This is a genomic window from Pseudomonas sp. AM4(2022), from assembly GCF_036346515.1.
GTDB classification, from domain to species: Bacteria; Pseudomonadota; Gammaproteobacteria; order Pseudomonadales; family Pseudomonadaceae; genus Aquipseudomonas; species Aquipseudomonas paracarnis.
Genome location: NZ_JAOTNW010000014.1, coordinates 109,815 through 134,934 on the forward strand (window position 1 = coordinate 109,815; position 25,120 = coordinate 134,934).

The window sequence follows — 25,120 nt, forward strand, 5'->3', positions numbered from 1 at the left end:
AAGGAATGACCATGTCTCACACCCTCACTCAACACCTCAACGAACACCTGCGCGATGCGATGCTGGGGTTTTACCTCAACAGCGTACTGCCCCAAGACGCTGCAGTAGCCGACACCGTCAAGTCCGTCGACGATATCTATGCCTACTGGCTGCTCGACCCTCAAGTCAGCCATACGGTACCCACCACCCGTATCGCCAGTGCAATTGCCAGCGTGCAGCAGTACATCAACGGCATTTACCTGGGCCTGGAGCCTGGCTACGACGAACAGGGCATGAGCGTTGACGAACAGACCGAGTGGCAGGACCAGTTGCAGTCCTATTCGCTGTGGCGTGCACACCAGCAACTCCAGCACTATCCGGCAAGCTTTCTGAGCCCCACCTTGCGTCATGACAAAAGCGACAACTTCAGGCAACTGGAAAACCAGCTCAATCAATTTCGTATCGAGCCTGCACCGCTGCACACCGCCGTCCACAGCTACTTAAGCGGCTTCGAAGCGCTCGCCAACATCAAGACCCTCAATGGCTATATAGACGGTGATAAAGACAGCTTCGCCAGCAGTACTTATTACTTCACCGGCAAGTCCAGCTCGGAAAACACCTATTACTGGCGCACGCTGAAGATGGCCTCGGGCGACGCGGCCGTCCCGGCAGCCTGGTCCGGTTGGCAAAAGATCCCGCTGTCGATTGACGATAACGTCCCCGAACAGACGATTCGTCCGGTGGTGTTCAATGGGCGCCTCTTCGTGGTGTGGGCTCAATGCATCAACCCCACATCGTCGTCGAGAGACATCACCCCGATTGGACGAGGCGATCTCGAATCGGAAAAGGAATACCAGCAACGGCTGGAAACCCGGATCAAGACCACCTACTTGCAGCTGCGCTTGTACTTTTCCTATAAAAAACTGGATGACAGTTGGAGCGTGCCGCAGGCCTGCATTCAGGAATACAGCCTGGCACAGGGCCTGGACGGTTTGAGCTCGGAAGACCTGATGAGCGCCACGGCGTCCATCGCCGTACTCGATTCAAAAAGCCAACCGCCGTCACTGTTCCTGGGCCTGAGCGCACAGCCGAACCATCAAACGGCTTCCTCGCACAACGGCCTGCATCGGCATTTCTTTCAAGCGATACGGCTGGATCAACACTTCAACGTCCATTGGCTTGAAACCCTGGGCAGCACTCGGCGGATGTTCTCCTGGCATAAAGAGTCGGAACTGGCCGGGCGCTACCTGGCCCTGTTCGGGCACCACAACAGGGCCAGATTTCAGTTCAGGGCGCCCGAAACGGTCCAGGTCAAAGTCGATTCCCTGGAGAACCACACGCCCCATCACGCCACCAATGGCTGGAATTACGAAGACAATCAGCAGCATATCCGCAGTCTTTCGGCTGAAAGCGATATCCGGTTCGACCGCACGACGTCAGTGCTGGAGGTCACCACCCGCCTGGAAAAACGCTTCGAGCCGCACCGCACTGTCAGGTTCAGCAAGGCAGATGCACTGGTCAATTTGACCATCACACTCAGCACCAGCGGGCCTGCCCAAAACGCGACGCTGGCTTTAGGCCCCACCGCTGAAATATTTCTGGAGGGCGCCAAGCTGGCAACCTTCTCCAACGTGCGTATCGACTTGACCCTCAAGTGCAATGAGACCGGGGTCAGCTATGCCCACTTCATAAAAAATGCAGCGAATCAGCCGGCGACCTTTACCCTGCCGCAGATTGGAAAAGATGAAGAAAACCCGAAAAGCACGACATTCAATCTGCGCGACAAACGCATCAGCGAGGAAGCCTTCGACTATTTTTTCAACACCCCGGACGCGACCTACACCGCTACCCTGTCGTTCTACAACCACCAGGCGGAGTCCAGCAGCCACGCCTACGATCTGTTGCTAGACAAGGTCCAGGTTCAACAGAAACAACGCCTGTACAAACCCGTATTGATGTATCCGAAGCAGGGACAAAGCGCCTTACCAGAAAGCCCCCACCGCAATAACACGGTACTCGTCGGCCTGGCAGACGCCTCCCGGCGCACCCTGCGCGACACCTTCACCGAACTGTCCGAGACGCACACACTTGAAGCGCAGATAGAACTCTCCCCCAAGACCTTGCACCCCTACCACGAGGATCTCACTAGCACGACGGCTTCCTCATTGACGCTGATTCACGGCGTATTGCTGCTGGAGAGCGATGTGCACTACCCCGACCCCATCATCCTGGGCTACGCGTTGAAAACCGCGACCTTCACCCTGCCGCCCAATAACAGCACCCCGATCATTCCACTGGCTCCGTTTATCCGGCGACTCGCTACCCCGCCCTATGGCACGGCAGAGTTCATCGACTTCAACGGGTCCACCATCGAGTCTCTTGATAAGCCTGAAAACAAACGAGCGCCCATACGCACCAACACCTGCGTGGCGGGGCTCCTGGCAAAAACCGCTGGCGCAGGTTTGCAGCAGCTGTTCGCCTTGGCGCCGGATGCCTGGCGCGAGCCGCCATTGCCGGACGAAAAAGACACCAGCTCACTGGACTTCCAGGGCCCCTATGGCGCGTATTACTGGGAGTTGTTTCTCTACCTGCCCTGGCTGTTGGCGCAACGCCTGAACCAGGAACAGCAATACGCCGAGGCCGAAACGTGGATACGCTACGTGTTCGATCCCGTCCACCCATCTGACGTTTGGCGCCTGCCCGCGCTGCTTGCCAGTACGCCACAAGGGCACCACGCCTCTTCCTTGTCCCATCCATTGGCGAAAAGCAGTGCGGTACATTTTCGCCAGGCGCTGTACCTGTTGTACGTCGACATTCTGCTCAATCGCGGGGATGCGGCCTACCGGCAACTGACCCGTGACAGCCTGGCCGAAGCCAAGTTGTGGTACATCCGCGCCAAGGGTTTGCTCGGGCCAAGACCGCCGCTCAACCCGATGGATCCCTGGGCAACCACGACCCTGGACAAACTGCAAAACCCCTCCACCCTCGACAGCAAGGCAGTGCCTGCGAACACCTCGCGGCTGTGTCGGTCCCTGAGCCCTGACTTGCTGCTGCGTTGGGACAAAATAGAATCTCGCCTGCACAACCTGCGCCATCATCTGGACCTGACCGGCAAGCCCTTGAGCCTGCAGCTGTACACCGCCACGCTGTCGCCGCAAACGCTGCTCGCTGCCTACCAGCAAGGGTCTGCCGGCGCCAGCCTGCGCCCGTCGCTGCGCACCGCCCAGGCCGCGCACTATCGCTTCCAGGTGCTGCTGGGGCACGCGTTGCAGGCAGTCGACAACCTGACCCAATTGGGGACGACCTTGTTGTCATTGTTCGAACGCAAGGAGCAGGCCCAGTACCTGGAAACCCAGCAGCAGCAAGCCTGGGATTTGGCCAGGCTGGCCGTCGAGCAGCAAGCCCAAGCCGTACAGTTCGATGCCAGGAACAGAGAGGCCTTGCTGGCCGGGCGTCGCATTGTCGAGGCGCGCGTCGCGTTCTTCGAACAGCAACTCAAGCGTGGCATCAGCCCGGCCGAGGCCCAGGCCACCCAGGAGTACCAGGACAGTGCGCGCTGGGACACCGCCGCCGCCGTGGCACAAGCCGGCGCGGGCCTGGCCATGCTGATACCGAACATTTTCGGCACTTCCAACGGCGGCGTGCGCTACGAGGGCGCTTTTCACGCGCTGCACGCGGCGTCCCAAGGCATTGCCAATGATAAGCGCGCCAACGCAGCCCACCTGGACCGCGCCGACCTGTTCGCCCGGCGCGCCGCCGAATGGGCCCATTCACTGGACCAGGCACGCCTTGAACTGACGCAGGTCGACGCCCAATTGCAGGCTTACACCGAGCAGGAAGCCCATACCCGCTTGCAACTGGGCCTGGCCCAGGCCAGCTTCACCCAAGCACGAACCCTGTACGACCAACTCGGCAAACGCTTCACCAACGCCCAGTTGTATCAATGGCTCAACGGCCAGTTGTCGACCTTCTACTACCAGGCCTATGACTCGACGCTGTCACTGTGCCTGGCGGCCGAGGCCTGCTGGCAGGAAGAGCGCGCGCAGTGGGACAAGCACTTCATTCAAACCCAGCCCTGGACCCATCAATACCGAGGCTTGAGTGCCGGCGAAGCGCTCAAGCACAATCTGCTGAACATGAGCAGCGCCTACCTCACCCACAACGAGCGTTTGCTGGAGATCACTAAAACCGTGTCGTTGCGCCATCTGCACAGCAAAGACCCTGTGGCGACGCGCGAAAAGCCGTGGGCCACGCTTAAAGCTGACTTGGTGAAAACTGGCACCTTGACCTTTGAACTGACCCTCAAGCTGTTCGACGACGATTACCCCGGCCACTATCTGCGGCGCATCAAGCACCTCAGCGTGTCCCTGCCTGCCACTCTGGGGCCTTATGAAGATATCAAGGCCATCCTCACCCAGACCACCAACACCACGCACCTCACCCCTGCGGCCAAACACACCGAAGCTGCAGTAAAAAAAGACCTGCGCGCCAAACAACAAATCGCCCTGTCCAGCGGGCTCAACGACAGCGGATTGTTCACCTTGAACTTCGACAGCGACGAGCGTTACCTGCCGTTTGAATACACCGGGGCCATCTCCACCTGGCAACTGACCTTTCCCAACCACGCCCGGCAAAACGCCCTGCTCGAATCCCTCACCGATATCATCGTGCACCTGCGCTACACCGCTAAAAACACCGGAGGTCAACGATGAGCGTGCAGCCGCCCGACCTCCTGGAACCGAAGATTCCTGCGCTGCCCAAGGGCGGTGGCGCCATCCAGGGCCCCAGCGCGCAATGGGGCGCCGTGGGCACACGGGGCGAAGCGTGCCTGGAGGTGTCCTTGCCGATTTCGCCGGGCCGTGGCTTCACGCCTGCATTGAGCCTGGGTTATCGCAGTTCCCAGGGCAACGGGCCCTTCGGCCTCGGCTGGGCGGTGTCGGCAGGCGCCATCAGTCGTGATACCCGCAAAGGCGTACCGGCCTACGGTGATGACGACCGTTTCATCAGCCCTCAAGGCATCGACATGATCCCTGAGCGTGATGCCGACGGCGCAATTCAGGCCACCACCTGGGACCACTATAACGGCCTGGCCCTGGATGAACCCCATCGGGTGGTGCGCTATTTTCCGGTGATAGAAGCGCGCTTCGACCGTATCGAGCATTGGTCTTGCGACAGCGACAAGGCCGGGTTCTGGCTGGTTCAGGGGGCCGACGGCTGCGTGCACCTGTTCGGCAAGACCCTGATCGCGCGGTGTGCAGACCCGAACGACGGCCTACGTGTTGCCCAATGGCTGTTGCAGGAAAGCCTCAACCCTTTGGGTGAGCAGATCTATTACCACTACAAACCAGACGACCAGCCGCCAAGCGCCGCCAGGGATTATCGCGCCCAGCGTTATCTGGCGCGGGTGTGCTATGGCAACCTCAAGCCCCTTGAGCACCTGGCGCTGTGGCGCGCGGACGCCCTCGCTGACAAGCAATGGCACTTCGAACTGCTGCTGGATTATGGCGAACGCCACACTGGCCTGAGCCAAGTGCCGACCTATGCCGAACAACACGCCTGGCCGGTCCGCAACGACCCGATCAGCAGTTATGCCTATGGCTTTGAGCTCGGCACCCGGCGGCTGTGCCAACAAGTGCTGATGTTTCATTACTTCCCCGACGAGCCGAGCCTGGGCGCCGAGCCGGTGCTGACGCGGCGCATGTTGCTGGAGTACACCGATCGCCACGCCATCGGCAGTTGCCTGTTCGCCGTGCACAACCAGGCCTATGACGCCCAAGGCACCGCCCGTGCCTGGCCGCCCTTGGAGCTGGCCTACAGCGCCTTCGGGCCGACACTGGAAACCGCGCACTACCAAACGTTTGACGCCATGGCGGGCATCAACGACGGGCAGCATTACCAACTGGTCGACCTGTACCGCGACGGCTTGCCGGGCATCCTCCACCGCACCGATAAAAGCTGGTACTACCGCGAGCCCCTGAGGGCGTCCGGCCAGGCCGACAGCAATGCGCTGGCGTATGGGCCATGGCAGGCGTTGCCACGCATTCCCCTCGCTGATAGCACCCAGGCCACGCGCCAGGCGCTGGCGGATCTTAACGGCGATGGGCATCTGGAATGGGTGGTGGCGCAACCGGGGCTGAGCGGCTTTTTCAGCCTCGACTCGCAGCGGCAATGGTCGGGATTCGTACCTTTTGCGGCGATGCCCCAGGAGTTTTTCCACCCCCACGGGCAACTGGCCGACCTGATGGGCAGCGGCAGGCTGGACCTGGCCCTGATCGGCAGCCGCAGCGTGCGCCTTTATGCCCAGCGCCAGGACGGAGGCTTTGATCCTGGCCAGGACGTGCGCCATGGGCCCGACGATGACGGGCTGCCAACCCTCAGCCACACGCCGACAGAGCTGATCGCTTTTTGCGACCCGCTCGGCAGCGGTCAACAACACCTGGTACGCATTCGCCATAACGAACTCAAGTGCTGGCCCAACCTCGGGCGTGGTCGCTTCGGCAAGGGGTTTGTATTCGCCCCACTGGCGTTCGACCCTGCCACCTTCGATGCCGCCAACATTCGCCTCGCCGACCTGGATGGATCAGGCGCCGTGGACCTGATTTACCTGGCACCCGACCACTTACAGGTCTACATGAACCGCGCCGGCAACGGGTTGACATCGGCACCGATGACGCTGCGCTGGCCCGAGGGGATGCGCCATGACGCTACGTGCCAGGTCAGCTTCGCCGACCTTCAAGGCCTGGGCTGTTCCAGTCTGATCCTGAGTGTGCCGCACATCCAACCGCAGCATTGGCGCTATGACTTTGTCAGCGTCAAACCGTACCTGTTAACAGCCACCCTGAACAACATGGGAGCGGCCACCCAATTGCGCTACCGCAGCAGCGCCCAGGAATGGCTCGATGAGAAACACCACTGGCAGACACTGGGAATGGCCCCGGACAGTAGCCTTGCGTTCCCCGTGCCAGTGGTCAACCGGCAACGGCAAAAGGACCTGGTCAGCGGCAACCGCTCGACCCAATACTTTTGTTACCGCGAAGCCAGCTATGACCGTGACGAGCGCCAGTTCATCGGCTTCGGCCTGGTGCTGCAAACCGCTCAGCCACCTAATACCCACGCACCGTCAGGCGTGTTGACCAAGCGCTGGTTCAACACGCTGGCGCCCCCGCGCGAAGCGTTTTACGCGGCTGACCCGCAGGCCCCCACGCTCGGCCCGTCCCTGCTGAGCCAACTGGAAGCCGGCCACACACGCGATACGCTGGTCGCCACACCCGGCGCCTCGACCTTGCGCGCCATGCAGCGTGCACTGGCGGGCAGCCTACTACGCGAAGAGGTGTATGCCGCCGCCGATGCGCCGCAGCAGGCAGTGCCATACTCAGTGCAGCAACAGCGCTATCTGGTGCGCCAATTGAACCCTTCGCCTAAGGCCGGCGAGCCGGCCGTGCTGCTGCCGTTGCTGCTGGAATCGATGACCTGTCGTTACGAGCGCCAAAAGGATGACCCTTGCTGCCAGCACACCCTGAATCTGCGCTGGGACCGCTACGCGGGTAATCTGCAGCGGGTGGTGGTCGATTATGCCCGCCGCAAGACTGCCAGCGACTCCCCGCCAGCGGCGCTGGCCCACAAGCAGCAGTGGTGGCGCGACGCACACGACCCGGCGCAGCAGGCTTATTACCTGAGCGAGACCTGCGCCCAATTCATCCACTTGGACGCCGCGCAGCGGTGGCGCTTGCGGCTGCCCTACCAGCAACGCAACAACGCGCTGGTGCTGAGCAAAGAGGCGTTATCGGGTAGCACCATCAGCTATGAGCACTTTGTCGCCGAGGGCTCGTCCAACCCGCTGGGGCCGGATGCCCAACGCCAACTGGGCGGGCTGTGGAGGCAGCATTATTGCCTGGCCGAACACACTGCGCCCTTACCGCCCGGAACCGCGAACTTTCAGGCCCTGCTCGCTTACGTCGAAACAGCCGAACTCGATCAGCAGGCCCTGGATGTGTATCAGGACCGCGCTATCACTGCCACGCTGACCGAACAGCACTATCGGCCCCTGACCGCGTTCCTGTCGCCAGCCGCAGGGCGTGACGAGGCCATCACCCTGTGGTCGCTCGGCCAGGGTTACACCCGGTATGGCCAAGCCGACATCTTCTACCGGCCTCGTCGTCATCAGGCGAGCCTGAGCCACGGGTTCACGCACACCGAATACGATGCCTATGGGCTGCACGTTATCAAGGTGCAATCGGCCGACGGCTGCTCGACCCAGGCACAGTACGACTATCGTCTGGGCTTGCCGGTGCTGGTGACCGATGCGCAGCGTACCCAGCGGTATGCACACTACGATGCCCACGGGCATTTGCTGGCGACCGGCCTCAAGGGCGAAGAGCAGAGCAAACCTGTCGGCCATGACACTCGCCAGTCCTTCACCCGCGCGCTCGACTACGGGCCGACGCAGGCGCTGGCCGATCCGCAGACAGCCTTGCTCAACGCCCAGAGTGCGTGCGTCTACGATGTGTTCAGTTGGATGGGACAAATCCCGTCCGCCAGTCTCCAGGCAGCCTGGGTCAGTAGCGCTTACCTGCTGCCCAGCGGGCATATTCGCGCCTCGGCCTGGGTGCGGCTCAACAGCCTGACCGACCCGCAGGCCCATCATCAAACCCTCAAGCGCCTGATTCGCGCGGCCAGGCAAGTGCCCGTGCATGCCGTGGTGCTGCATGCCGACCGCTGGCAAGGAACCTCGCAGGAACGGCAGATCCATGTCGCCCTGGCCTTCAGCGACGGCTTTGGCCGAGTGCGGCAAACCCAGGAAAAAGCTGCGCCGGGACCAGCCTTTCAGGTCGATGACAGCGGTCTATTGCGCGCAGGCGCCGAGCAAACAGACTCAGCGAACCGTTGGCGGATCAGTGGCCGGGTGGAGTACGACAACCAGGGTGGCCTGGCGCGGACCTGGCGACCTTACTTCGCCGACCGTGCCGGCTATATCGACGATGCGGCCTTCAATACCGCGCGTCCCAGCGAGCAACACTTTTATGACGCCTTGGGGCGCCCGGTGCGCGTGCTCACTGCCAATGGCGACACACGGCGTCAGACTTACTGGGCCTGGTACAGCATCGCTGAGGACGAGAACGACACTCGCGCGCCAACCTGACAACAGAGCCGGGCCGTTACACAGCCCGAGCTGCTGCGACTGACGTTGCGCGCATTAACGGCGGTGAGGGTTCATCACCCTGACCGCCCGATAATTGAGCCCGCTGGTGTGCTGGATCATCACTCGATAGGCGCCACGACCGCGCTGCCCGCGATAGCCCGGCAAGTCAAAACTACGGACATTCTGCCCGCCCGCCATGGCATGCCCGGTATGAAAGTCCAGGGTGCGGGCTTCCAGGCGGTTGATCACGTTCCTGAGAATCCCACCGCCAGGGCCGCGTAATTCATTGAGAACAGACTCAACGTCAATCACGAGCCGCTCAGGCTCCAGCCCGGAGGAAGGTCCTGGGCTTACCGGTTGCACGGCGGGCTCCTCAGAAGCGGAGCCTTGGCGGCCCACGCTCGTGACCCTGGTTTGCGGTTGTACTTCGGTGTGGGTCAACCCAGCCGCTGGAAGCGGGCTGGCGCCCACCTTGCGTGCCGGGGCGCGAAGCTCCATGCCTAAAAAGCCCAATCTGGCCAAGGTAAAATGGGGGTTGTTTTCCGTGTGGGAGGCTATGTCGGCCCTGGCCTTGTGCTTGGTTGGGCCAATGTAGCCATATAGCCCGCCACGTGCGCCTGGGGTCAACCCATAAGCGAGACTTTCAGTGTCAGGAGTAGACAGCCGGTGTGGCAGATAAAATTCCGCCAGCTCAGCGACTTCATCTTCACTGGCGCCATGTACGCCCCCCAGAGTCTGTGCATACTCCAGGGTGGCTTGCTGATAAAACGCTTTGCGCCGAGCACGCCGGCTGACTTGCTCTCTGTACTGACGATAGCCAAGCGCCGTCACGCCCAGGATGCCCAGCGCAAAACCCAGGACAGCCAACTGAACGCGCTGACTCGCGTCCATCTGCGCCGCATACCCTGCCAACACCAGCGTAACGATAAGAGTCGCAATATCGATGATGGGATGCCGCTGCAAGCCATCATCATCTACATACCCCATGGGATTGTTCCCCACCATCGCATAGAGGTTCAACCCATCCACATCCCCTGCCGGGTCTGCGCTGATCCACCGTAACAACCACGGTGCGTAGTACCTGAAACCGTAGTAATACAACCCACTGGCGTCGCGCTCCTTGCCCGAATAACGCCGGGTTTTGTAGCCCGCTTCCAATGCATTTTTTGCCGCCCACCAGGCTGTTGCGCCGAACGGGTAATAACTCTCCTGACTCAGCAAAGCGGCTTTCTCGTCCAACTCCAGGGTACTGCTGCCCAAATGGTCGTCGAGACTGAAGCGCAGTTGCTCATCCGGCATTTCCTCGGGACGCTGCCGTTCCCACTGTAACCCTCTGACCGAATGGCGCCCGGCCTGGGCGAGCATCACGTTCAGCCATTCGCCATCCGCGCCCTGGCGATGCAACTCAAGCCCTGGCAGATAAAGCACTTCATGGGTGTGGGTCTGCGTGTTGCCATGTGCCACGCGACGCTTGATGACTCGCTGGCCGGCGCCGTCGTACAGATACACTTCATCGTCATGTTCGCCATTGTCACGCACCACCTGCGCGACGCGAACCAACTGGTTGCGCCCATTCCAGATCAATGCCTGCCCAGGCGCCAGGGCCTGGAGATTGCCACTTTGGTCAAAGCCGTTACCCAGGCCCGGCGCCTTCGCGCCCTCGCGGGCAATCACGCTGTGATTACTGTGTTCGCCCACCTGCATCCGTTGGGTATAACCGCTGCCGGTGCTGGGCACATGGCGCATCTGTGTCAGGTTACTGGCCGAGTCGTAGGCATAGTGGCGGGTGTAATTGCCCCAGAGGTTGTCGTCTTTGGCGCCGAACGTGACTCGCCCCGGCAGTGCGGATGCGCCGGTATTGCGCGCGTTTTCACGGCCGGTGGCCTTGATCAAGCGCGACAGGCTGTCGTATTCGAATGTGCTTATTGCCTCCACCTGCGCGTTGCTGACCCAGCGGGTCGGCTGCGCCGCATCGCGGATGCGCAACACATTGCCGACCCGGTCGTAGCTGTAGAACAGGTCTTGCAGTCGCTTGCCTGCCGAATCCTTGAGGTGGGCGCTCAAGCGTGTCAAACGTCCATCGGTCTCCGAATATTCGGCAACGCTGAGCACGCCATTGCCCAAGCGTTCGCTCAACACCTGGGCCGAGGCGTTGACGCTGCGTTGATCCACCAGGGTCTTGCGCGCTCCGCTTTTGAACAGGATCTCGCTTTTCGTCAACTGGCCGTCGACACCGTATTGAGATTGCTGGCGATTGCCGCGCGCGTCGACTTGCTCCTGCCGTTGCCCCAGCGCATCGTACTGCCAGGTAGTGGTGAAGGCTTCGTCTTGCAACTGGGCATCGCGTTCACCCACGGGCAACGGCCAGTCGGGTGCCGTGAGCGGCGTGCGCAAGCGCCGGGTTTGCGCAGTGATGTTGCCCTGCACGTCGTAGCGCTCAACGAGCAACGTGCCTGCCGGGTCATCGTGACGAATCAGGCGGCCACAGCGATTGCGCGCCGCCTCAGTGGACGTCATGCCCGCGTAACTCATGCGCTCAACACAGCGTTCAGCCGCCTCCTCCTCGGCGCGCTCGAATACCGCCACGGGGCGTAGTAACGGGTCGTATTCGAACCGCTGGTGGGCGCCCCGACTGTCCCACTGTTGCACGACCTGGCCACCGCTGCCGAACAAGCGGGTCTGACGACCCGCATCCACGCTGTCGGTGCTCAACACTTGCCCGCTCAAGCTATGACGATGAGAGAGATTGGCCGGCACGTCGGAATCGGCAGCGTGCAACTCAAACAGCCTGGGGTCCCACTGTTGCTGCAACAGGCCGCGAGCGTCGAATACCTGCCGCGTGACCTGCGCGGTGGGTGATTGCTGCGCGGTATTGCGATGGTACGCCACGCTGCGCACGGCTAACCCTCGCGGGTCGACTACCGTCAGGGTGGGCGTGTTGTGATGTAAAGAAGACATAACCTGATGACCTGCAAAACCAAAGAAGCCTAGAGCCTAGTCATCAGGTCGATGCAAGCCTGCGGGCACCGCACACTGCATAGTGTGCGGCGCTTCCGAGGGTGTCGTGAGGCTTACCGGGCGCGGCGCTTCAGGGCACTGGCCGCCAGCCGCTGAAGGCGCCTTGCGCACTCAATGGGCACCAGGCGAAATCCCAGGTGGGAGGCGGCAATGCCGCTTGCTGCGCGGCAATCGAAGGGTAGCCCTTCCAATCGAACAAGGTCCAATCGCGCCAGCTCAGGACAATGCCTGCCGCCGGGCTGTCGTCCGTCAGCACCCATCGCGCGGCCGCGGCGGCCATGAAGGCCTCGATCGGTTCCTCATCGATCTGCGTGCGGTACGCCGAACTCAGCAACCAGCGGCATACGTTCAGATGGTAGGTCCAGTCCAGCGGCGGCTGGTTGCGATAGGCCCAGGTCATAAAGGCGCGAAACAGGTTCAAGCCCTCCGGTGGGTCGAGTTTGAGCAGCGCCGGGCAGATGTCGAACAAGGTATGCCAGTGAGGCAGCAGGCGCGCATCCAGGTGCACGAAACAACGCGAATTACTCGGGTAATCAGGCAGCGCCGGCTGCGCACGCAGGCGCCGCGACGCCTTGCTGACCAGGCGGCTGGCGCCGGCAGGCAATTGAGGGTTCATAGAGCGTTCTCACAATCGTGACGAGAGAATGCCTCCTGGTTACAGGAAGCCCAGGGCACACGTCAGGAGGCAGGAGAAGCGCGGGGGTTGGCCGAGGGCCAGGAATAGCGCGGAGGCGCCTTGTTGCGCCGCTCATGGGCGGCACGCGGGGCGTGGGTGAGGCCGAGCAGCCAGGCCAGGCCGATCAGGAACACGAGGGCGACGCTAACCGCGTTGCACACCGGGCAGGCAAAGTAGTTCGAGATGTTGCTGGAAGACGGGTTTGCCAACCCTTTGTCGGAAATTGGCGACTGGCCGCCGTCCACCGAACAGAACAGCCCGCCAATGCCGTTGAGCTGCTGGCCCATCATCTGGCCATGCCCCAAACCGCAGGCGAACAGGTTCATCAGCACGCAAAAGTACAGGGCCCAGGCGATCAGTGAGCGGTCAGAGTGGCGCAATTTCATGGCGGCGACTCTACCACCGAAGCCACAAAAGGACGAAATGCGACGCGCCCCTGTGGCAGAACGTCGCAGATTACGCGCACGGGCCAGGGTTGCTAGACTCTGCACCCTTCTCGTTACTCCTTTTCAAAGCCTGGTGGGGCAGCTCTACTGCCTTGCAGGCGTTTCACAGGATGCACAGTTGATGAGTACGTTATTCACCCGCCGCAAAGTGCTGACCGGCATGGGCCTGTTGGGCCTGGGCAGCCTGCTGGGCGGCTGTGACTACAGCCCCAAGCTGAACTTCAAGTACGGCAAGGACCTCAGTGACAAGATCATGGGCCGCACCTTCAAGCTCAAGAACACCGACGGCGAAACCGTCACCCTGAGCTCGTACCGCGGCCTGATGCCGGTGGTGTTCTTCGGCTTCACCCAGTGCCCCGCCGTCTGCCCGACAGCCCTGGCCCGCGCCGCCCAAGCCAAGAAGCTGATGGGCCGCGATGGCAAGATCATGCAGGTGGTGTTCATCACCCTGGACCCCGAGCGCGACACCCCCGAGATTCTCAACAACTACGTCAAGGCTTTCGACCCCAGCTTCGAAGCGCTCTATGGCAGCCCGGAAGAAATCGCCGTGGCCGCCAAGGAGTTCGGGATCTTTTATGAAAAGATCCCCGCCGGCGACACCTATACCCTCTCCCACACCGCCACCAGTTTCGTATTCGACACCCGTGGCAACCTGCGCCTTGGCTTGCAGGCATCCCTTACCGCTCAAGAGTGCGCAGAAGATCTGCTCACCGTCATGGAGGTCTGCTAATGACTGCCGTTCAACACCTCAAGCGTCTCACCCTCGGCCTCACCCTGCTGGGCCTCGCCGCCCACGCCAGCGCCCAAGTACAAGTGACCGACGCCTGGGTGCGCGCCTCCGTAGCGGGCCAACCGTCCAGCGGCGCCTTCATGACCCTCACCGCCGACAGCGACAGCAAACTGCTGAGCGTCGCCTCGCCGGTCGCCAAGGACGTACAGATTCATGAGATGAGCATGAAGGACGACGTGATGCGCATGGGCCCAGTGGACTCGGTGGCCCTGCCTGCCGGCAAAACCGTCAAGCTCGACCCGAACGGCTACCACGTGATGCTGATGGGCCTGACCGCCCAGATCAAGGAAGGCGACCAAGTGCCGCTGACGCTGACGGTGCAAGATGCCAAGGGGGAAAAGCAGGCTGTGGAAGTGAAGGCGACAGCCCGTGGGCTGGATGGCGTGGACCATAGCAAAATGGACCATAGCAAGATGCATTGAGCGCGCAAGTAAGCCTGCGGTTCTTGCTCCCACGTCACCACGATGCGAAGCGAGCCGCTCCTGCTCTGCTCTTGATCTGCTTTTGATCTCAGGCGCCCCGTTAAACCACGCTGGCCGAACGCAGGCTTGAATTCGTGGGTAACCCGGCAGGACGCCGGGTTAGCCGCCCCGCGCCATGGATGGCGCGTGGCGGCGGCCCACGGATTCAAGCCTGCGTTCGGGCACACCGAGCCAGAGCGAGGTGCCGAGTGGTGGGGCAAGAGCCCTTTTGGTTACTTTTGGCTGGGCCGGCATTCCGGGCTCTTTTCCAAAAGTGACCCGCTGTAAAAGCGGAACCATAAGCAGCCGTTACCTAAATAACGGATATGTACACGGCCTGATCCAAGATTCTGGTCGGCTGTCAGGCCGCCTTCGCGAGCAAGCCCGCTCCCACATTTGGATTGCGGGGTGTCCGGTAGATGGGTGTCGGCTTTCAGGTCGCAATCGCAGGCAAGCCAGCTCCCACAGGTTGATCGTAGGGTGTCAGGTAGATGAGCGTCGGCTGGCTGGCCGTCATCGCAGGCAAGCCAGCTCCCACATTGGGACCGAGCGCCGATTGCCAAGCTGTCAGCCCCATCACACTTCCCGCGCCATATGCTCCGCAATCCTACCCCTCAACCACCGCTCCGCCGGGTCGTTGTCATGCACCCCGCTCCACACCATCGACAGCTCCGCCGCATCAATCGCAAACGGCGGGTCCTCGGCACGCAGGCGTGTGCCTTCGGTCAACGCGCACGCGGCGTAATCGGGCACGGTCGCGATAATCTGCGTCCCCGCCAGCAACGCCCGCAACCCACTGAACTGCGGCACCGCCAGCACCACCCGACGCGAGCGGCCGATGCGGGCCAGGTCCAGGTCGATATTGCCGCTCAGGTCGCCGGAGAACGACACCATTGCATGGGGCCTGGCGCAGTAATCATCCAGGGTCAGCGGCGCCTCGCCGTCATCGCCGCGCAGGACCTTGCAGGGGATATCGCGCAGCTTCTTGCGCTTGGCATTGGCCGGCAGGTCGGTGGTGTAGCTGACCCCCACGGAAATTTCACCGCTGGCCAGCAGCGAAGGCATCAACAGGTAATTGGCGCGGCGCACCACCACGATGATGCCCGGCGCTTCTTCGCGCAGGCGGCTGAGTAACGACGGAAACAGCCCGAACTCCGCATCATCGGACAAACCGATGCGAAACACCGCGCAGCTGGTGGAGGGGTCGAAATCCTTGGCACGGCTGACGGCGCCCGAGATGGTGTCCATGGCCGGTTGCAGCTCCTTGAGTATCGCCAGTGCACGCGCCGTGGGTTCCATGGCACGGCCGTTGCGCAGCAGCAACGGGTCGTCGAACAAATCGCGCAAACGGCCCAATGCGGCGCTCACTGCCGGTTGGCCGATAAACAGTTTTTCGGCTACCCGGGTCAGGTTTTTTTCGAACATCAAGGCTTCGAAAATCACCAGCAGGTTCATATCGACGCGGCGCAGATCGTTGCGGTTCATGGGCGCTATCCAAACGTTTTCCAGAGGGCCAGGGAAGCATGCACCGCATGCCTGGGATTGCATAGCTGTGCTGTCTTTTCCAGCACCGCACCTGGCGAAATTAACAACGATTAACTCGTCAGCCAGGCGGCCCGGCGACAAGATGAAGCGCGTCTACACTGCAACCATCCACCGGGAACGTTCCCATCGACTGCGGATATTTGTCATGGCCCGACTCGAGCAATATGCCCCCCGGTTATCCCCCACCGGCGGCCTGTGCCCCCGGCGTGAACGCATCGCCAAGCAACTGATCCTCGCCAACCTCGGCGAAAGCCTGGCGATTGCCGACCTGGCCCAGGCCTGCGCCTTGTCGCGCAGCCATTTTTCCCGCGCCTTCAAGTGCACCACCGGGCTGTCGCCCCAGGAATGGATTCGCCAGCAACGCATCCAGCGCGCCAAGGAATTGATTACCGGCTCGTCCCTGAGCCTCACCCAGATCAGCCTGGAATGTGGCTTTTGCGACCAGGCGCACTTTTGCCATATGTTCACGCGCAGCGAAGGCGTCAACCCGATGACCTGGCGAAACCACCACTCGCGCAGCAAACCTGATGTGATCGCTGCCTAGTGGTCTGCACGCACCTGGAATATGCTGGCCGCTCTCTTCCTCCAGAACCTGGGCAGCCATGACCGACTTGAACGACCAGGCCGTGCATTTCGGCCCCTACCGCATCCACCCGCGCCAGCGCCTGGTGCTGGAGGCCGGCCGCCCGCTGCGCCTGGGGCGGCGGGCGGTGGACATTCTGCTGATCCTGCTGGAGCACGCCGGCAATGTGGTGAGCAAACAGGAGTTGATCGCGCGGGTCTGGCCCAAAAGCGTGGTGGAAGACGGCAACCTGCGGGTGCACATGGCTGCGTTGCGCAAAGCACTGGGGGACGGCCAGGCCGGGCAGCGCTATATCGTCACGGTCGCCCAGCGCGGCTACAGTTTTGTTGCGCCACTGAGCATTGAACCCATGACGCTGCCCACCGACGGCGCGCCCCAACGCCCCAGCCATAACCTGCCCTTGCGCCGCACACGCATGATCGGTCGCCAAGCGCTGATCGACGCTCTGGTGCAACAACTGCCGCAGCAACGCTTCATCACCCTGACCGGCGCCGGTGGCATCGGCAAGACCACCGTCGCCCTGCGCGTCGCCGAATTGCTGATCGGGCACTACCGCGACGGTATTCACCTGCTGGACCTGGCGCCGCTCAGTGCGGCGTCCATGATCCTGCCCAACCTGGCCGCCCTGCTCGTCCTGACACCGGGCGAGAACGCGTCTCTGGCCAGCCTCGCCCGCAGCCTGCAGGCACGCCAGATGCTGCTAGTGATCGACAACTGCGAGCACCTGCTCGACGACATCGCCATGATCAGTGAAACCCTGCTGCGCCATGCACCGCACCTGCACATCCTCACCACCAGCCGCGAAGCCCTGCGCGCCGAAGGTGAGTATGTGCAGCGCCTTGAACCGCTGGCCTGCCCGCCCGCCACCGGCAACCGCGCCCAGGCCCTGGGTTACCCGGCCATGCAATTGCTGATCGAGCGCGCCATGTCCCACCAGGAGAGCTTTGCCCTCAGCGAAGCTGAACTGCCCCTGGCGATTGATATCTGCCAGCGCCTGGACGGCATTCCCCTGGCGATCGAACTGGTGGCCGCGCAAATCGAACGGTTTGGCTTGCCGGGCCTGCTGGTGCAGATGGAAGACAACTTTCGCCTGCTGACCCGTGGGCAACGCAGTGCCCTGCCTCGCCAGCAGACCCTGCGCGCCACGCTCGATTGGAGCTTTGACCTGCTCACCGCGTGCGAACAAATCTGCCTGCGCCGCCTGGCGGTCTTTCGTGGGGGCTTCAGCCTGGCCAGCGCAGCGGCGGTGATCGCCGGTGAGCAGGTGGCCCCCGCCGAAGTGCTGGGCTCGATTACGCAACTGGTGGCCAAGTCGTTGTTGAATGTGGAGGCCAGCGATGAGGAGATGGTCTATCGCCTACTGGACATCACCCGCACCTATGCCTTGGAAAAGCTCAGCCAGGCCTGCGAGCTGCATGCCACGCGAGAGCGCCACGCCGCACGCTGCCTGGCGCTGATGGAACAGGCCCAGGGCGACTGGGATTTGATCGCCACACAGCCGTGGATCGACCGTTACGCACCGCTGCGCGAAGACGTGCGTGCCGCCCTCGACTGGGGCTTTGCCGATGGCGGTGCGCAGTTGCTGGCTATCCGCCTGACGGTCAGCGCGATGCCGCTGTGGCAAGAATTGTCGTTGCTGCGTGAGCACGGCGGCTATGTGGACCAGGCGCTGGCGCTGATCGACCAGGTCACCGCGCCCTGCACGCAATTGACCCTGCAACTGCAATTGGCCCTGGGCAGCCTCTCCTATCACGCCATGGGCGCTGCGCCTCGGACCATTGCGGCATTCGAGGGGGCTGCGCGCCTGGCCGAGACGCGCCAGGACCGTGCAGGCCAGTTGCGCGCCGTCTCCGGGCTGATGGCGGTAAACCTGTGCGCCGGACGCTATAGCCAAGCGCAGGAGCTGAGCCTGCAGTTCGATCGCCTCGACCCACACACCGAGCCGTTGCTGGACCTGAGTGCCCAGCGGCTGCGTGCGCTGGGCCAGCATTACACCGGGAACCAGGCCCTTGCCCGGCACCACGCCGAGCAGGTGCTGCAGCGTATGGCCCAAAGTGGTCACGTGAACCGCTTTGCCCTCGGGGTTGGCGTGCAATACGACCAGGGTGTCGCCTCCTTGACCGTGCTGGCGCGAATCCTGTGGTTGCAGGGCTTTCCCGAGCGCGCCTGGCGCACCGCCAGCCAGGCGCTGGAGTTGGCGCTACAGATCAACCACGGCACCTCGATCTGCTACACCCTGGCCCTGGCTGGAGTGGTGATCGCCCGCTACAACGGCGCCGAAGACGACGCCCAAGCCCTGCAACGGCTGCTGCTGGAGCAATCGCACAAGCATTCGGTGCAGTTGTTCCAGACCTGGGCCGGGCATTACGCCGGTATTCTTGGCCACCCGGATTGGCAAGGCCTGGGCCTGATCCAAGACACCTTGATCACCTTCGGCACCCATGCGGTGGATGCCCCAACCCTGGAACGCGCGCGCAGTGGCGCGGCGGGCTGGTGCGCCCCGGAGATTCTGCGGGTGTACGCCTTGCAGCTAGAGGATGAGCACGCCGCGCAAGCGCTACTGCTGAAGGCGCTGGGCCTGGCGCACCAGCAAGGTGCCCTGGCCTGGGAGCTGCGTTGCGGTGCGTCCCTGGCGCAACTGTGGCAACGACAAGGGCGCCTACAGGCCGCCAGGGACTTGCTCAGTTCAATCCATGCACGCTTCAGCGAAGGCTTCGCCACCCAGGATCTACTGCGCGTGCGCTGCCTGCTCGACGAGTTGCAGGACAAGCGGCCGGCCTGAGAACGCGCCCAGGCAAGGCGCATAGCCTTGTTGCAAACGCTCGACCTGGCGCGGGTCCCGCAGTTGCCCCAGGGCGTAGCTGCGCACGCAGTTGAGCAGGCGATAGCGCGGCGGGCCCAGGCCGGGCTCGATGCTCAGCAGCGAGACGTTGACCAGGCGTGCCAGCAGGTAAGACAGGTCGGCATGTTCAAGCTCGGTACCGGCCACCAGGTCACTCAGGGTGGGTAAGGTGACTGCTATCTTGAACAAACTCAATTGCAGAAACAGCCAGCACTCCGGCAGGCTCAAGCGCTCGTAGCTCCAATCCAGGGCCGCGGTAAGTGATCGATGGCGCGCCACCGCCGTGCGGCGCCCACGGGCCAGCACTTGCAAGCCTGTGCGTACTTGCACCTGCACACCGCCGATGCCCAACGCATCCACCTGGGCAGCCGCCAATTCCAGGGCCAACGGCAGGCCATCCAGGCGCCGACACAGGTCGCGCAGCGGCGCCAAATCCTGGGGCCGCAAATCAAACCCCTGCTGATTGGCACGCGCGCGCGCCACGAACAGTTGCACCGCAGGACAGGCCATCGCCTGTTCGACATTGGCCGACGGCGACGGCACCGCCAGCCGAGGCACACGCACCACCCACTCGCCAGGGGCCAGCAAGGCTTCGCGACTGGTGATCAGCACGCTGATGCCAGGCGCCATTTCACGCAGCGCACGCAGCAGCTGTCGACACGCGCCCAGCAGCAGGTCGGCGCCGTCGAGTACCAGCAACAACTGGCGGGAAGCCAGGCGCCGGCCCAGTTCGGTGAGGCTGGCGGGCGCCGAATGCAACTGCAAGACCCTGGTCAGGTTACCGAGCAGTTCGCTTGGCGCTTGCACAGCGGCCATGTCGACCCACCATACGCCGTCGCGATAACGCGGCAATACCCGCTCGGCCAGGGCCAGGGCCAGTGTGCTTTTGCCAATGCCAGCCACACCGGTGAGGGTCAACAACCGCTGCGCGGCCAACCGTCGCGCCAGCACGCCCACCAGTTCATCACGCCCCCACACCGGGCTGAGCCGCGCAGCCAGATTGTGCTGAGGCAGCAGCGTCGGCAGCGCGTCCTGCGCAGGCGTAGCGAAGCAGTAACCACGCTGGGGGTGATTGAGGATCCAGCGTTGGCCGTCCAGGGCACGACGCAGCGCGGCGATGTGCACGCGCAGGTTGCTGTCTTCGACGACGCTGTTGGGCCACACCCGTTCGATCAAGGTCGCTTTGCTGATGAAGTGCCCGGGCGCTTCGAGCAGTACCGCGAGAATATCCAAGGCTCGCCCGCCCAGCGGTACCGGCCAGCCCGCCTTGCTGACCAGGCGCTGCTGCCGATGAAAGGTGTAGGGGCCAAAGCTCACCGCCGTACCATTTTGCATGTCCGTCACAGCGCTGAAACACCCGTGCTTGAGTGCCTGCGCATCCTTTTTCCATGGGCTCGACGCTATCTTGCCAGTTGGCGATGACAGGACAATGCTGGCACGGGGAGCGATACGGACAATCGGGTGCCTGAGACGGACATGGTGTCGTTAACTGAACTGTTGTCGGTATTGGGTTGGGTTCAGCCCGAGCTTTTCGCTGAACAGAAAGCGCATATGCCGCACGCTGCCAAAGCCTGCGTGGAAGGCCACGGTCTTGAGCGGCAGGTCGGTGGTTTCCAGCAGGTGGCGGGCCCGGTCGATGCGCGCGCCCTGCAGGAACACCATGGGCGTCATCTGCACGTCCTTGGCGAACAGCCGCGCGAAGTGGCGCGCGCTCATTCCGGCCAACTCAGCCATGGACTCAATGGTAAAGGGTTGTTCCAGATGCGCCAGGACGTGGTTCTGCACGCGGGTGATCGGGGTTTCCTGGGGCGCCACGGCGGCAGTCATCGGGCTGAACTGGGCCTGGCCGCCCTGGCGTTTCATCACCACCAGCAGCACCTTGGCCACGTCCACCGCCACTTGCTTGCCGTGGTCCTGGGCAACGACCGACAGGGCCAGGTCGATACCCGCAGTGACGCCCCCAGAGGTGATCAGGCGCCCGTCCTGCAAATAGATGCGGTCGGTCTCGACGATGGCGTTGGGAAACGCCTTGATCAACCGCTCGGTGTAGTGCCAATGGGTGGTCACGCGGTGCCCGTCGAGCAAACCTGCATGGCCGAGCACAAAAGCGCCGGTGCAGATCGAGCCAAAACGCCGAGCTCGTGGCGCCGCAGCTTTGAGCCAGGGCAACAGCGCGGGATGGCATTCGTTATAGGCGCCGGGGCCGCCCGGCACCAACAGCAGGTCATAAGCCGCCTGGGCCTGTTCCAACAGCAGGTCGGTCTGCACGCTCACGCCATTGGAGGCCTGCAACGGGCCGGGCTCAGTGCCGATGGTCAGGATCTGGTAGTGATCGGCCGCTGGCAGGTAGCGGTTGGCAATTGAAAACACTTCCAGCGGCCCGGCCATGTCGAGCAGCAGGAAGTCCGGGAACAGCGCCATGGCCACGGTTTTCATAAGCGGGAAATATCCATCGAGAAGGAGTGCGATGGGCATTATGGCACGACTTTAACTGTCAACTTAAAAGAGACAGTTATTCTATTTTCATCTTCTTAATCAATCATTCGTTAACCATTAACCTCCTTCTCAACGCAAGCGCCCTGCATCTCGCAGCCCGCGCTCACTTGAGGACTGGACCATGCTGACCCTTCGCAAAGCTTCCGAACGCGGCGCCGCCAATCACGGTTGGCTGAAGTCGTTCCACACCTTCTCTTTCGCCAACTACTGGAACCCCAAGGAACAGGGTTTTTCCGACCTGCTGGTGATCAACGATGACCGCGTCGCCGCAGGCAAAGGCTTCGGCCAGCACCCACACCGCGACATGGAGATCTTCTCCTACGTGCTCGAAGGCGCGCTGGAACACAAGGACACCCTGGGCACCGGCTCGGTGATCCGCCCCGGTGATGTGCAACTGATGAGCGCGGGCAGCGGCGTGGCCCACAGCGAGTTCAACCACAGCCAGCGTCACGGCGTGCACTTCCTGCAAATCTGGATCGTGCCCAACGAAGCCGGCGCCAAGCCACGCTATCAGCAGGAGCATTTCACAGAAGCGCAAAAACGTGGGCGCTTGCAGTTGATCATCTCGCCAGAGGGCGCCAACGGTTCGCTGAAAGTGCGCCAGGACGCACGGGTGTATGCCGGCCTGTTCAACGCTGACGAAAGTGCCCGCCTGGAACTGGCACCGGATCGTTACGCCTACGTCCATGTGGCGCGCGGCAGCATTGAACTCAACGGCCAGCGCTTGCAGGAAGGCGACGGTGTACGCATACGGGACGAACGCCAGATCCGCCTGAGCCATGGCGAAGACGCCGAAGTGCTGGTGTTTGACCTGCGCCCCAACGAACTGCCGCAAATGCCATGACGGTCGCAGTGATGGTCCCGCCAGCGGGACCATCGTTGGCGTCGATAGTCACCATCAGCGCAATGAAGTTCTCTTAAAAAATGCAACGCGTAACATCAAACCCATGCCAAACGGCACCCAACTTGAATACTCGGAGCACACCATCATGAAACGCCAAATCCTGCTTAGCCTCGCTTTCTCGGTACTCGCTGCAAACGCTTTTGCCCACCCGGTTGTCGCTGAAGGCGGCGCGGATCGCCTGATAGAAACCCGTATTGCCGAAGGTGGGGCGGATCGCCTGCAGGAACGTGGTTTGGCTGAAGGCGGTGCTGATCGCTTGCAAGAGCGTGGTCTCGCTGAAGGCGGTGCTGATCGCTTGCAAGAACGCGGCTTGGCTGAAGGCGGTGCTGATCGCTTGCAGGAACGTGGCCTGGCTGAAGGCGGTGCTGATCGCTTGCAAGAACGCGGCCTGGCTGAAGGCGGTGCTGATCGCTTGCAAGAACGTGGTCTCGCTGAAGGTGGTGCCGAGCGCCTGCTGAGCACCCACGTATAACCCCGCACTGTTGGCGGGACACCCCAAACCGGCCTGATCAGCCGGTTTTTTTTCGTCTTCGATTTGCAAAGTATCGACATCACCCGCTGTCAGGCCGCCATCGCAGGCAAGCCAGCTCCCACATTGGGATCGTGGGTGTATCAGGTCGTCTTCACACCCTGGGCGATCAGGAACTTCTTGCGATACGCCGCTGGCAGCATCCCCACCCGTTGCTGAAACAACCGCCTAAACGAATTACTGTCCTCATAACCCACCGCATACGTGATGCTATCGAGCGTCATCCGTGTCGACTCAAGCATCTGCTTGGCGCGCTCCAGACGCAGGCTCTGCAGATAACCAATCGGCGTACACCCCGTGGCTTCCTTGAAGCGCCGTTTGAAATTACGCACCCCAAAGCCAAAGCGCTGGGCAACCTCGTCGATCACCAATGACTGCGCAAAGTGCTGCTCCAACCAATGCTGCACACGCAGGATCTGCGCATCACCGTGGCTCTTGGGCAGCGACCACATCGCATAGGCCGACTGCTCGGTGCGCCCGGCGTCGATCAGCAAGTACTTGCCGCAGGTGTGAGCCAGCTCCGGCGAGCCGAAACGGCGGATCAGGTGCAGCATCAAGTCCATCGCCGCCGTGGCGCCACCGCACGTGACCAGCCGATTTTCTTCGCAGAGGATCTGCCCCTCATCCAGGCTGACCTGGGCATACCGGCGCCGGAAGAACCCGGCAAATGCCCAGTGAGTCGTCGCCCGCAAGCCATGCAATAACCCGGTCTCGGCCAGCATGAAGGCCGCCGTGCACATCGAAGCCAACACAGCGCCTTGCTCATGCTGCTCACGCAACCAGGGGCCGTAGGCGGCGAACGTCGGCATGGCTTCTTTGAGGGTGAAGAGAAAACCGGGAATCAACACCAGGTCGGTGTGCGCGACCTGCGCCAGGCAAGCGTGTACCTGCAGGCATTGCCCGCCCCACACCTTCACCGGCTGGCCGTCCAGGGACGCGAGTGTCACCTGAAAGGGCGGGCTATCGGCGAATAGATTGGCCGCGCTGAGCATTTCCATGGCCAGGGTGGCACTGGCAGCGGAGCATTGATCCGCCAGGAGCAAGGTGACGTGCATGTAAAAACTCCAGCTTGCACTTTTCGCATGTAATAAGTCATTTACGCATCTACCTTAGCCGATTCCGGCTCCGTACAGTGCGGCCATTGATCAACTGTCTGGCGTCTTTATGAATCTCTGGTTTCGATTACTGCACATGCTGTTGCACCGCCCCTGGCGCAAACCGGTCCATGGCCTGGCCACCACGGTGGTGCGCATGCGGGTCTGGCCGCTGGATCTGGACCTGAACCGGCATGTCACCAATGGCCGATATTTCACTCTGGCCGACGTGGCGCGCATGGATTTTGTGCTGCGCACCGGCGCCTTTCGCGTGGCACTGCGCCACAAGGCCATGCCGATAGTCGGCGATACCTGGGGCAAGTTTCGCCGGGAATTGAAACTGTTCGAAGTATTCGAAGTGCACACGCGCATTCTCGGCTGGGACCACAAGTGGAACCTGATGGAGCACCGCTTCGTCAGCAATGGGCGAGTGGTCGGCGTGGTCGTGATGCGTGGGCTGTTTCGCTCTGCCAAGGGCACCCTGCCCCCGGCCGAATTTATCCGCGAGCTGGGCTTGGACGACACCTCGCCGCCGCTGCCGCAATGGTTGAGCGACTGGGCACACAGTTGCGATGAAATGAGTGCGCAATTGCGCGGGGAGGAGCAGGTTTAAAAACG

At 62.3% G+C, this 25,120-nt stretch carries 16 protein-coding genes; 9 read left to right on the top strand and 7 right to left on the bottom strand.

Annotation, left to right across the window (positions count from 1 at the left end):
- The first annotated feature begins 11 nt into the window (after positions 1-11).
- Both ODQ19_RS19570 and ODQ19_RS19575 read left to right on the top strand, forming a co-directional pair.
- On the top strand, positions 12-4,691 hold the full coding sequence (locus ODQ19_RS19570) for a neuraminidase-like domain-containing protein (protein WP_330210983.1): 4,680 nt from the start codon (positions 12-14) through the stop codon (positions 4,689-4,691).
- The gene (locus ODQ19_RS19575; RefSeq protein ID WP_330210984.1) at positions 4,688-9,118 is read left to right on the top strand and encodes a SpvB/TcaC N-terminal domain-containing protein; all 4,431 of its coding nucleotides are present in this window, start codon (positions 4,688-4,690) and stop codon (positions 9,116-9,118) included. The genes ODQ19_RS19570 and ODQ19_RS19575 overlap by 4 nt, the downstream gene beginning before the upstream one ends.
- Before the next feature lie 54 nt (positions 9,119-9,172).
- Here ODQ19_RS19575 and ODQ19_RS19580 read toward each other — a convergent pair whose 3' ends face one another.
- From ODQ19_RS19580 to ODQ19_RS19590, 3 genes are all read right to left on the bottom strand, one after another.
- A complete protein-coding gene (locus ODQ19_RS19580) occupies positions 9,173-12,076 on the bottom strand; it encodes an RHS repeat-associated core domain-containing protein (RefSeq protein WP_330210985.1) in 2,904 nt (967 codons plus the stop codon).
- 130 nt (positions 12,077-12,206) lie between these two features.
- Positions 12,207-12,752, bottom strand: coding sequence for a putative natural product biosynthesis protein (locus ODQ19_RS19585; RefSeq protein ID WP_330210986.1), 546 nt, complete (start codon positions 12,750-12,752; stop codon positions 12,207-12,209).
- Positions 12,753-12,814: 62 nt separating this feature from the next.
- The gene (locus tag ODQ19_RS19590; protein WP_330210987.1) at positions 12,815-13,198 is read right to left on the bottom strand and encodes a DUF2946 domain-containing protein; all 384 of its coding nucleotides are present in this window, start codon (positions 13,196-13,198) and stop codon (positions 12,815-12,817) included.
- Positions 13,199-13,379: 181 nt separating this feature from the next.
- On the opposite strand from ODQ19_RS19590, the gene ODQ19_RS19595 reads away from it, so the two are divergent.
- Together ODQ19_RS19595 and ODQ19_RS19600 are read left to right on the top strand one after the other, a co-directional pair.
- Entirely contained in the window at positions 13,380-13,988 is a 609-nt protein-coding gene (locus tag ODQ19_RS19595; RefSeq protein WP_330210988.1) for an SCO family protein, read from the top strand.
- A complete protein-coding gene (locus ODQ19_RS19600; RefSeq protein ID WP_330210989.1) occupies positions 13,988-14,470 on the top strand; it encodes a copper chaperone PCu(A)C in 483 nt (160 codons plus the stop codon). The genes ODQ19_RS19595 and ODQ19_RS19600 overlap by 1 nt, the downstream gene beginning before the upstream one ends.
- Positions 14,471-15,085: 615 nt before the next feature.
- Here ODQ19_RS19600 and ODQ19_RS19605 read toward each other — a convergent pair.
- A complete protein-coding gene (locus ODQ19_RS19605) occupies positions 15,086-15,994 on the bottom strand; it encodes a LysR family transcriptional regulator (protein WP_116665916.1) in 909 nt (302 codons plus the stop codon).
- A gap of 205 nt (positions 15,995-16,199) precedes the next feature.
- Between ODQ19_RS19605 and ODQ19_RS19610 the strand changes: the two genes are divergently transcribed.
- Together ODQ19_RS19610 and ODQ19_RS19615 are read left to right on the top strand one after the other, a co-directional pair.
- Entirely contained in the window at positions 16,200-16,598 is a 399-nt protein-coding gene (locus ODQ19_RS19610) for a helix-turn-helix domain-containing protein (protein WP_014718805.1), read from the top strand.
- A gap of 58 nt (positions 16,599-16,656) precedes the next feature.
- Entirely contained in the window at positions 16,657-19,419 is a 2,763-nt protein-coding gene (locus ODQ19_RS19615; protein ID WP_330210990.1) for an ATP-binding protein, read from the top strand.
- Here the strand turns inward: ODQ19_RS19615 and ODQ19_RS19620 are convergent.
- Both ODQ19_RS19620 and ODQ19_RS19625 read right to left on the bottom strand, forming a co-directional pair.
- Positions 19,366-20,814, bottom strand: a complete 1,449-nt coding sequence (locus tag ODQ19_RS19620; RefSeq protein ID WP_330210991.1) for a winged helix-turn-helix domain-containing protein — start codon at positions 20,812-20,814, stop codon at positions 19,366-19,368. The genes ODQ19_RS19615 and ODQ19_RS19620 overlap by 54 nt on opposite strands.
- A gap of 150 nt (positions 20,815-20,964) precedes the next feature.
- Positions 20,965-21,915: a GlxA family transcriptional regulator gene (locus ODQ19_RS19625; protein ID WP_330210992.1), complete on the bottom strand. Its 951-nt coding sequence runs from the start codon at positions 21,913-21,915 to the stop codon at positions 20,965-20,967.
- Positions 21,916-22,096: 181 nt separating this feature from the next.
- On the opposite strand from ODQ19_RS19625, the gene ODQ19_RS19630 reads away from it, so the two are divergent.
- Together ODQ19_RS19630 and ODQ19_RS19635 are read left to right on the top strand one after the other, a co-directional pair.
- Entirely contained in the window at positions 22,097-22,819 is a 723-nt protein-coding gene (locus ODQ19_RS19630) for a pirin family protein (RefSeq protein WP_330210993.1), read from the top strand.
- A gap of 145 nt (positions 22,820-22,964) precedes the next feature.
- On the top strand, positions 22,965-23,351 hold the full coding sequence (locus ODQ19_RS19635) for a hypothetical protein (protein WP_330210994.1): 387 nt from the start codon (positions 22,965-22,967) through the stop codon (positions 23,349-23,351).
- A gap of 140 nt (positions 23,352-23,491) precedes the next feature.
- On the opposite strand, the gene ODQ19_RS19640 is transcribed toward ODQ19_RS19635, so the two are convergent.
- Positions 23,492-24,463: a GlxA family transcriptional regulator gene (locus tag ODQ19_RS19640; protein WP_330210995.1), complete on the bottom strand. Its 972-nt coding sequence runs from the start codon at positions 24,461-24,463 to the stop codon at positions 23,492-23,494.
- A 109-nt stretch (positions 24,464-24,572) separates the two neighbouring features.
- Between ODQ19_RS19640 and ODQ19_RS19645 the strand changes: the two genes are divergently transcribed.
- Positions 24,573-25,115, top strand: a complete 543-nt coding sequence (locus ODQ19_RS19645; RefSeq protein WP_330210996.1) for a thioesterase family protein — start codon at positions 24,573-24,575, stop codon at positions 25,113-25,115.
- Positions 25,116-25,120 lie beyond the last annotated feature (5 nt).